The organism is Pseudomonas sp. rhizo66 (genome assembly GCF_031931925.1).
Classification (GTDB): domain Bacteria; phylum Pseudomonadota; class Gammaproteobacteria; order Pseudomonadales; family Pseudomonadaceae; genus Aquipseudomonas.
Genome location: NZ_JAUJWZ010000022.1, coordinates 92,658 through 101,923, shown reverse-complemented (window position 1 = coordinate 101,923; position 9,266 = coordinate 92,658). Strand labels below are relative to the sequence as shown.

The following is a 9,266-nucleotide window of genomic DNA, read 5'->3' as shown; positions in this document are numbered from 1 at the left end:
AATCGACTCGATTTCTCAGGTCGATGAAAAGCCCGAGACACCTCGGTCGGCTCCCTCTCCCTCCGGGAGAGGGCTGGGGTGAGGGTGATGGATCTTGGACTAAACTCAACTCAACTTCAGAACGACGGCGCCTGCTGCCGCCGCTTCCACTGACTCAACCGCTGCTGCAAATTCAACGGACTATGAATCTGCTGCCCCCGCGCCCGGCTGAACAGAATCAACGCCAACTCCGCAGTGGCCAGTGCGTCGGCGCTCGCGTTGTGCCGCTCGAACACCTCAAGCTTGAACCAGTCGATCCACTCATCCAGCCCGGCCTCACGAATGTTCGCTTGCGGACACAGCAGCGGTGCAATGTCGGCGACATCCAGAAACACCGGCTGCAACTTGTGCCCCAGATGTTCCTTCAAGGCACGCCCGAGCATGTGCTGATCGAACGGCGCATGAAACGCCAGCACCGGGCTGTCGCCGATAAATTCCATGAGCTCCAGCAACGCCTCGGCTGGTTCACTGCCCGCCGCAATCGCGTTCGGCCCCAAGCCGTGAATCAACACGCTGGGACTGAGCTTCAGCTCGCGACATTGCAGCGTGCGTTCGAACTGCTGGCTGAAGTCGATCGCGCCATCCTCGATCACCACCGCCCCGATCGACAACACCCGGTCCTTGTTCAGATTCAGCCCGGTGGTTTCCAGATCCAGCACCACCCAGCGTTGTTCACGCAGGCTGCATTCGCTGAGTTCGCGGTGCACCGGCAGCTTCGCAAGACGCTGTTGCAGTTCCACCGGCAACACCGGGCTGGCCGGACGCAGCCACGAGAACAGGCTCATAGCTGATACCGCAAGGTCAGGCTGCTCTGCAGGCGCTGGGCCTGGCGCAGGGATTCACGCAGGATGCGCCGGTCGAGATGGTTGAGGCTGTCCGGGTCGACACGGTTGGAGTAGGGCAGGTTCTCCCGGGTCTGCAGTTGATGCTGTTGCATGCGCGTTTGCTGAATGAAGTGGTACGCCTCTTCATACGCCGCGCCATCCAATCGTTCGATGACTTCTTTCTCGACCAACTGACGGAAGCGCTCGAGGGTATTGTTGGCGTCGATACCGTTGGCCAGCGCCAGCAATCGCGCGCCATCCACGAACGGCGTCAGGCCCTGTACCTTGAGGTCCAGCGTGGCTTTCTCGCCATTCTTGCGTGCCAGCACAAACTCGCGGAAACGTCCCACCGGCGGACGATTGCGCAGGGCGTTCTCGGCCATCATGCGCTGGAACAAACGGTTGTCGCCGACCTGATCGAGAATGCCGCGGCGCAATTGTTCGCAGCTTTTTTCATCGCCCCAGACCACGCGAAGATCGAAATAGATACTCGAGCCAAGCAGATTCTCCGGCGTCGCCTCACGAATAAACGCTGCAAAACGCCGCGCCCATTCCGCCCGCGACAGACACAGCTCGGGATTGCCGGCCATGATGTTGCCCTTGCACAGGGTGAAACCGCACAGCGCCAGGCTTTGGTTGATCTGCTGGGCAATCGGCAGCAGCTTGCCGCGAATCTCCGCCGCGTGTGCTGCGTCCCGCGCGTCAAACAGAATGCCGTTGTCCTGATCGGTGTGCAGCGTCTGCTCGCGGCGACCTTCGCTGCCGAAACACAGCCAACTGAACGGCACACCGGGATCGCCTTTTTCCGCGAGGGTCAGCTCGATCACGCGGCACACGGTGTGGTCGTTGAGCAGGGTGATGATGTGAGTGATCTGTGTTGAGGACGCGCCGTGGGCGAGCATGCGTTCGACCAGTTGGCCGATCTCGCCGCGCAGGCTCACCAGTTGTTCGACGCGCTGGGCGCTGCGGATGGTCCGGGCCAGATGCACCAGGTCGACCCGCTGCAGCGAGAACAGATCGCGCTCGGAGACCACGCCGCACAGGCGCTGATCCTTGACCAGACAGACGTGCGCGATGTGCCGTTCGGTCATGGCAATCGCCGCATCGAACGCGCTGTGATCCGGCGACAAGTAGAAGGGCGCGGGCGTCATGTGGCGCTCGATGGCTTCGCTGAAGTCGCCGACGCCGGCGGCCACCACATGCCGCAGATCGCGCAGGGTGAAAATCCCCAGTGGGGCTTTGTGTTCATCCACCGCCACGATGCTGCCGACCTGCTGCTCGTGCATCAGTTTCACTGCTTCACGCAATGGTGTGTCGGGGCCGCAGGTCACCGGGTGACGCATCGCCAGTTCGCCCAGTCGGGTATTCAGCGAGTACTGCGTGCCGAGGGTTTCCACGGCTTTCTGCTGCACTTGCTGGTTGACTTGATCGAGCAGGCTGCTGACCCCGCGCAAGGCGAAGTCGCGAAAGGCGTTGGAGAGGGCGAACAGTTTGATGAACGCCAGTTTGTTCAGTTGCAGGCAGAAGGTGTCTTCGCCGGCCAGGTGTTCGGTGCGGGTTGCGCGTTCGCCGAGCAGCGCGGCCAGCGGAAAGCATTCGCCGGTGGTGATTTCAAACGTGGTTTCGGTGCCGGGTTTGGTGATGTGCTGACGTTCGCCGACCACCCGACCTTGCTTGACGATATAGAAGTGTTCGACCGGGCCGTCGGCGGGTTTGATGATGCTTTCGCCCTGGCCGTAGAAACGCAGCTGACATTGCTCCACCAGATAGGCCAGGTGGGCGTGTTCCATTTGATTGAAAGGCGGGAATCGCTGAAGGAATTGCAGGGTGCCCTGGATGTTTTGCAATACCGCGGTTTTCCCTGCCTGGGTGAAGGCGTCCGCTTTACTCATAACCATTACCGCAGTCTTTTTCGAATTGTTGTTGTCGGATCGTTCTGGCCATGGTCGACCCCTGCGAGCGGAGTGCCCATTGGACGTAAGTCTAGGTTTGAGCTGCCGTTGGGCACATTTGGGAAGTGCCCTACAAAAACAGTCGGAAATTCGCCCGTGAGCCTATTGGAAAAAAATCCGACGAAGTGCACATTGAAGCTCTGCTTAGCGATGTCTGACGACTGTGCCAGGTGATTGATTTGAAAACGTAGAGAATGCCATGTCCGACCACGATATTTTGAGCGACGCCGAGCGTGAAGCGCTCAGCGCTGTAATGCTCGAACCCGACTTGCCGCCGCAGCGTGTACTGATCGTCGATGACGACAAGGATGCCCGGGAGCTGTTGTCGGAGATTCTCGCGTTGGATGGCATTCGGTGCATGACCGCGGCCAGCGGCGAAACGGCACTGAAGATGCTCGATGAAAAACCTTCGATCGGGTTGGTGATTACCGATTTGCGCATGGGCAATGTCGATGGCCTTGAGCTGATTCGGCAGGTGCGTGAATCGGTGCGGGCGGCGCTGCCGATCATCATTGTGTCCGGCGATGCGGATGTGAAAGACGCGATTGCGGCGATGCATCTGAGCGTGGTGGATTTTCTGCTCAAGCCGATTGATACGGGCAAGTTGTTGGCGTTGGTGAAGCATGAACTGGGGATAGAACCCTAAGAGCCCCTCACCCTAACCCTCTCCCAGAGGGAGAGGGGACTGACCGGGGTGGATGTACGAGGTACACCGACTTGATCGTCCTCAGTCGAACTCCGGTTTTGAAAAGCACAAAGATCGGCCCCCTTTCCCCTCTACCCTGGCAATTCCTGAGCCGAACTCAGATTTTGAAAAGCATATAAATCTGCTCCCTTTCCCCCTCTACCCCCTGGGGGAGAGGGTTGGGGTGAGGGGGATGGATCTCAAGCCGACTACAAACCCAATCCCAGCGCACAAACAAAAAAGCCCTGATCTTTCGATCAGGGCTTTTTCACATCTACGCAAATTTACAGGCCGTTGGCAGCCTTGAACTCGCGACGACGACGGTGCAGCACCGGCTCGGTATAACCGTTCGGCTGTTTGGTGCCTTCGATCACCAGTTCGACCGCCGCCTGGAAGGCGATGTTGCTGTCGAAGTCCGGTGCCAGCGGACGGTACAGCGGGTCGTTGGCGTTCTGACGGTCCACCACTGGCGCCATGCGCTTGAGGCTTTCCATCACTTGCGCTTCGGTGACCACACCGTGGCGCAGCCAGTTGGCGATGTGCTGGCTGGAGATACGCAGCGTGGCACGGTCTTCCATCAGGCCGACGTCGTTGATATCCGGCACTTTCGAGCAACCCACACCCTGGTCGATCCAGCGCACCACATAACCGAGAATGCCCTGGGCGTTGTTGTCCAGTTCGTTCTTGATCTGCTCCGGCGTCCAGTTCGGGTTGACCGCCAGCGGGATGGTCAGGATGTCGTCCACCGAAGCACGAGCACGTTTGGCCAGTTCGGCCTGACGGGCGAACACATCAACCTTGTGGTAGTGCAGCGCGTGCAGCGCAGCCGCAGTCGGCGACGGCACCCAAGCGGTGTTGGCACCGGCCATTGGGTGAGCGATTTTCTGCTCAAGCATCGCGGCCATCAGGTCGGGCATCGCCCACATGCCTTTACCGATTTGCGCGCGACCTTGCAGGCCAGTGCTCAGACCGATATCGACGTTCCAGTTTTCGTAAGCGCCGATCCACTTTTCAGCCTTCATGTCGGCCTTGCGTACCACCGGGCCGGCTTCCATGGAGGTGTGGATTTCGTCGCCGGTGCGGTCGAGGAAACCGGTGTTGATGAACACCACGCGCTCGCTGGCTGCCTTGATGCACGCCTTGAGGTTGACCGTGGTGCGGCGCTCCTCGTCCATGATCCCGACTTTCAGGGTGTTGCGCGCAAGGCCCAGCACGTCTTCGATGCGACCGAACAGCTCGTTGGTGAACGCCGCTTCTTCCGGGCCGTGCATCTTCGGTTTAACGATGTAGACCGAGCCGGTGCGGGTGTTACGACGCGAGGTGTTGCCGTTGAGGTTGTGCATCGCCGCCAGACAAGTGACCAGACCGTCGAGGATGCCTTCCGGCACTTCGTTGCCTTGACTGTCGAGGATCGCGTCGATGGTCATCAAGTGGCCAACGTTGCGCACGAACAACAGCGAACGGCCATGCAGAGTTACTTCACCGCCATTCGGCGCGGTGTAGGTGCGATCCGGGTTCATGGTGCGGGTAAAGGTCTGGCCGCCCTTGGACACGGATTCCGCGAGGTCGCCCTTCATCAGGCCGAGCCAGTTGCGGTAAATCACCACTTTGTCGTCGGCATCGACGGCAGCCACGGAGTCTTCGCAGTCCATGATGGTGGTCAGGGCCGCTTCCATCAGGATGTCTTTGACGCCGGCGGCGTCGGTCTGGCCGACCGGGGTGCTGGCGTCGACCTGGATTTCGAAATGCAGGCCGTTGTGTTTCAGCAGGATGGCGATTGGCGCATTGGCGTCGCCCTGGAAACCGATCAGTTGCGCGTCGTCGCGCAGGCCACTGTTGCTGCCGCCCTTGAGGGTGACCAGCAGTTTGCCGTCAGCGATTTTGTAGGCGGTCGAATCGACATGGGAGCCAGCAGCCAATGGCGCAGCTTCGTCGAGGAACGCACGGGCGAAGGCGATGACTTTGTCGCCACGCACCTTGTTGTAGCCTTTGCCTTTTTCCGCGCCACCGTCTTCGCTGATCGCGTCGGTGCCGTAGAGGGCGTCGTACAGCGAACCCCAGCGGGCGTTCGAGGCATTGAGAGCGAAGCGGGCGTTCATCACCGGTACAACAAGTTGTGGGCCGGCGGTGCGAGCGATTTCGTCATCGACGTTTTGCGTCGTTGCCTGGAAATCAGCCGCTTCTGGCAGCAGATAACCGATTTCCTGCAGGAACGCTTTGTAGGCTACGGCGTCGTGCGCCTGACCGGCGCGTTCCTGGTGCCAGGCATCAATGCGAGCCTGGAAGTCATCGCGTTTGGCGAGTAGGGCTTTGTTCTTCGGCGCCAGGTCATGAATGACCTTGTCGGCACCTTCCCAGAATTTGTCGGCGGTGAGGCCGGTACCGGGAATGGCTTCGTTGTTCACGAAGTCGAACAGGACTTTGGCGACCTGCAGGCCACCGACTTGAACGTGTTCAGTCATTGCTTGCCTCACTCTGCTCAGCTATTTCGCTTTTCAGCTCTTCAATTTGACAATGAAGCCTCTGGCCATTTAAACCACAAACCTGCCGACCAGTACATGCCATTGCGGGCGGCTGGGCTGGGACCAATCAACGGCTTGGGGCCTTGCTGACGGGGCTTTCAGGGTTGCGAACAGGCCTTGGGCAGACATCGATCCGGCGTTATGTAGTGCGCGCTGCGGCATACTACATGATGAGTTGCGCTTGTGAAAATCAGACTAATTACGTCGTTCTGCGACCTCATGTCGCATTGCGGTCACATCGCGGAACGGGATGTTCTCAAAAAACCATTGGATTGTTCCAGCTAAATATAAAAAGTTGTACACATAAATGGTATTTGGCTGCTATGGCGCCGGTTTATGTGGGAGCGAGCCTGCTCGCGAAAGCGTCGGTCGCCTCAACGCAAAATCGACCCTTGCCTATACTTGCCCTTCTACAACAAAAGTCATGACAAGAGGGCTGCGCCATGGACCATCTCGTACTCACCGTATTCGCCCCGGACAAACCCGGGCAGGTCGAGCGCATCGCCCAATGCATCGCCGAACACGGTGGTAACTGGCTGGAAAGCCGCATGTCGCGGATGGCCGGGCAGTTCGCCGGGATTCTTCGCGTGGGGGTGCCGGCAGAGGCTTACGACGAATTAGTCGATGCCCTACAAGCGCTGTCGGCTCACGGCATCCGCGTGCTGATTGCCGAGAGCGGCATCGAGCAGTCCTGTACCTGGAAACCGATCGCCATGGAATTGGTGGGTAACGATCGCCCGGGGATTGTGCGCGACATCACCCGGCTGTTGAGCGAGCAGGGCGTTAATCTGGAAAGACTGGTAACAGAAGTGCGCCCGGCGCCAATGAGCAGCGAGCCGCTGTTTCACGCCGAAGCGATTCTCGCGGTGCCGCTGACCCTGTCGCTGGATGTATTGCAGTCGCGGCTGGAAACCCTGGCCGATGATTTGATGGTCGAACTGGTGTTACGCACAGACATTTAAGCCCTGACCGGGTTATCCAGTTTTAACGTGCACCTGCCTGTGGATAACCTGTAGAGACCGGGCGCAGCGCCACGCCGGCCGGGGCTTGTGTGAAACTGATCAAAAAACCGCCAACATTCAGTGACTTGCGCACAAACGGCGGGGATCACGCTGTGGATAACCTTGGGAAGGAACGATGCAGGCCACGAGAACCGTGGCCTGTGAAGGTTTGTGTGTTTTTTGATCAGCTGCGCCGACGCAAACTGATCACCGCATCGACGCTGTAAACGGCCAGACCGGCCCAGATGAAGATGAACGCGATCAACGTGCTCGACGACAAGTGTTCGCCGAACAGCAGCACCGCTTGCAGCAGCACCAGGGTCGGCGCCAGGTATTGCAGGAAACCGATGGTGGTGTAGGGCAGGTGTCGGGTGGCGGCGTTGAAGCACACCAGCGGCACCAGCGTCACCGGGCCGGCCGCTACCAGCCACCAGGCTTGCGAGGTGGTCCAGAACTCTGGCTGCGCACTGGTGGCGGTCTGGTTGAACAGCAGCCAGGCCAGCGCTATCGGCACCAGCATCCAGGTTTCCACCACCAGCCCCGGCAATGCCTTGACCGGCGCCTGCTTGCGGATCAAGCCGTAGAAGCCGAACGTCAGCGCCAGCACCAGCGACACCCAGGGCAGACTGCCGACCTGCCACACCTGTTGCGCCACACCAACCGCCGCCAGGCCGACCGCGAGCCACTGCATGCGGCGCAGGCGTTCGCCGAGAATCAACATCCCCAACAGCACGTTTACCAACGGGTTGATGTAGTAACCGAGGCTCGCCTCCAGCATGCGTCCGTTATTCACCGACCATACGTAGGTCAACCAGTTGGCCGCGATCAATGTGCCGCTCAGGGCCAGAATCGCCAGGCGTTTGGGGTTGTCGAGCAGTTCGCGCAACCAGCCCGGGTGTTTCCACACCATCAGCAACAGCGCACCGAACAGCGCCGACCACAGCACCCGATGGATGATGATTTCGACGGCCGGCACTTCGGCGATGGCTTTGAAGTAGATCGGGAACAGGCCCCAGATGATGTAGGCACTCAGGCCCAGAATGTACCCGCGACGCGGGTTGGCGGCTTGCATGCAGAATCCTTGCTTAGGCAGCTAACAAAGGAGGGATTGTAAGGAGGTTGTATAGATGTGTCGTGTCAGAAAGCGAAAAGATCGCAGCCATCGGCAGCTCCTACAGGGGAATGCGATCCATGTAGGAGCTGCCGAAGGCTGCGATCTTTTGATCTTTAATTCAGAACAACTTCAAAGGTTCTTCGTTAAGCGCTGATAGCTGCTCACGCAACGCCAGCACCTGATCGCCCCAATAACGCTCGGTGCCGAACCACGGAAAGCTGTGCGGGAACGCCGGGTCGTCCCAGCGCCGCGCGAGCCAGGCGCTGTAATGCATCAGGCGCAACGCGCGCAATGGTTCGATCAGCGCCAGTTCGCGCGGGTCGAAGTCATGGAATTCGTTGTAGCCGTCCATCAGTTCCGACAACTGCCCCAGGCATTCCTGACGATCACCGGCGAGCATCATCCAGATGTCCTGCACCGCCGGGCCCATGCGGCAGTCGTCGAGGTCGACGATGTGGAACATCTCGTCGCGGCACATCATGTTGCCGGGGTGGCAGTCGCCGTGCATGCGGATGTTCTGGTGCGGTGTGTTGGCGTAAGCATCTTCCACGCGTTTAAGCAGGTCGCGGGCGACGGACTCGTAGGCCGGCAGCAGGCTTTTCGGAATGAAATTGCCTTCGAGCAAAGTATTCAGCGAAGCGTGGCCGAAGTTCTGCACAGCGAGGGCTTCACGATGTTCGAACGGCTTGGTCGCACCGACCGCGTGAATACGTCCGAGTAACTGACCGAGGCGATACAGTTGATCGAGATTGCCCGGCTCCGGCGCGCGGCCGCCGCGACGCGGGAACAGGGTGAAACGGAAACCGGCGTGTTCGTGCAGGGTTTCGCCGTTGTGGATCAGCGGCGCCACCACCGGGATTTCGACGTCGGCCAGTTCAAAGGTGAATTGGTGTTCTTCGAGTATGGCCTCGTTGGTCCAGCGTTGCGGGCGGTAGAACTTGGCGATCAGCGGTTCGGAGTCTTCGATGCCGACCTGATAGACGCGGTTTTCGTAGCTGTTGAGCGCCAGAATGCGCGCATCACTGAGGAAGCCGATGCTTTCAACGGCATCGAGCACGAGGTCGGGGGTGAGGGTTTCAAACGGGTGGGCCATGCTGACTCCTGCGCGCAGCAGGCTGCCGCGTCCGGC

General features: G+C 59.7%; 7 protein-coding genes. 2 read left to right on the top strand and 5 right to left on the bottom strand.

What is annotated here, in order from left to right:
• Window positions 1-116: 116 nt before the first annotated feature.
• A complete protein-coding gene (locus QZR14_RS23830; protein WP_250608354.1) occupies window positions 117-824 on the bottom strand; it encodes a 3'-5' exonuclease in 708 nt (235 codons plus the stop codon).
• On the bottom strand, window positions 821-2,755 hold the full coding sequence (locus QZR14_RS23825) for a putative nucleotidyltransferase substrate binding domain-containing protein (protein WP_311997903.1): 1,935 nt from the start codon (window positions 2,753-2,755) through the stop codon (window positions 821-823). The genes QZR14_RS23830 and QZR14_RS23825 overlap by 4 nt, the downstream gene beginning before the upstream one ends.
• A gap of 259 nt (window positions 2,756-3,014) precedes the next feature.
• Here QZR14_RS23825 and QZR14_RS23820 point away from each other — a divergent pair, with 259 nt between their 5' ends.
• A complete protein-coding gene (locus QZR14_RS23820) occupies window positions 3,015-3,461 on the top strand; it encodes a response regulator (protein WP_250608358.1) in 447 nt (148 codons plus the stop codon).
• Between the two features lie 323 nt (window positions 3,462-3,784).
• Here the strand turns inward: QZR14_RS23820 and QZR14_RS23815 are convergent, their stop codons facing one another.
• Window positions 3,785-5,962 (bottom strand): malate synthase G, encoded by a 2,178-nt coding sequence (locus QZR14_RS23815; RefSeq protein WP_311997902.1) that lies wholly within the window; start codon window positions 5,960-5,962, stop codon window positions 3,785-3,787.
• A 503-nt stretch (window positions 5,963-6,465) separates the two neighbouring features.
• Here QZR14_RS23815 and QZR14_RS23810 point away from each other — a divergent pair.
• Complete coding sequence (locus tag QZR14_RS23810) at window positions 6,466-6,984, top strand: glycine cleavage system protein R (protein WP_311997901.1); 519 nt, start codon at window positions 6,466-6,468, stop codon at window positions 6,982-6,984.
• A 223-nt stretch (window positions 6,985-7,207) separates the two neighbouring features.
• Here the strand turns inward: QZR14_RS23810 and rarD are convergent, their stop codons facing one another.
• Window positions 7,208-8,095, bottom strand: coding sequence for an EamA family transporter RarD (gene rarD, locus QZR14_RS23805; RefSeq protein ID WP_250607881.1), 888 nt, complete (start codon window positions 8,093-8,095; stop codon window positions 7,208-7,210).
• Between the two features lie 160 nt (window positions 8,096-8,255).
• On the bottom strand, window positions 8,256-9,230 hold the full coding sequence (locus tag QZR14_RS23800) for a serine/threonine protein kinase (RefSeq protein ID WP_110720743.1): 975 nt from the start codon (window positions 9,228-9,230) through the stop codon (window positions 8,256-8,258).
• Between the last annotated feature and the right edge of the window lie 36 nt (window positions 9,231-9,266).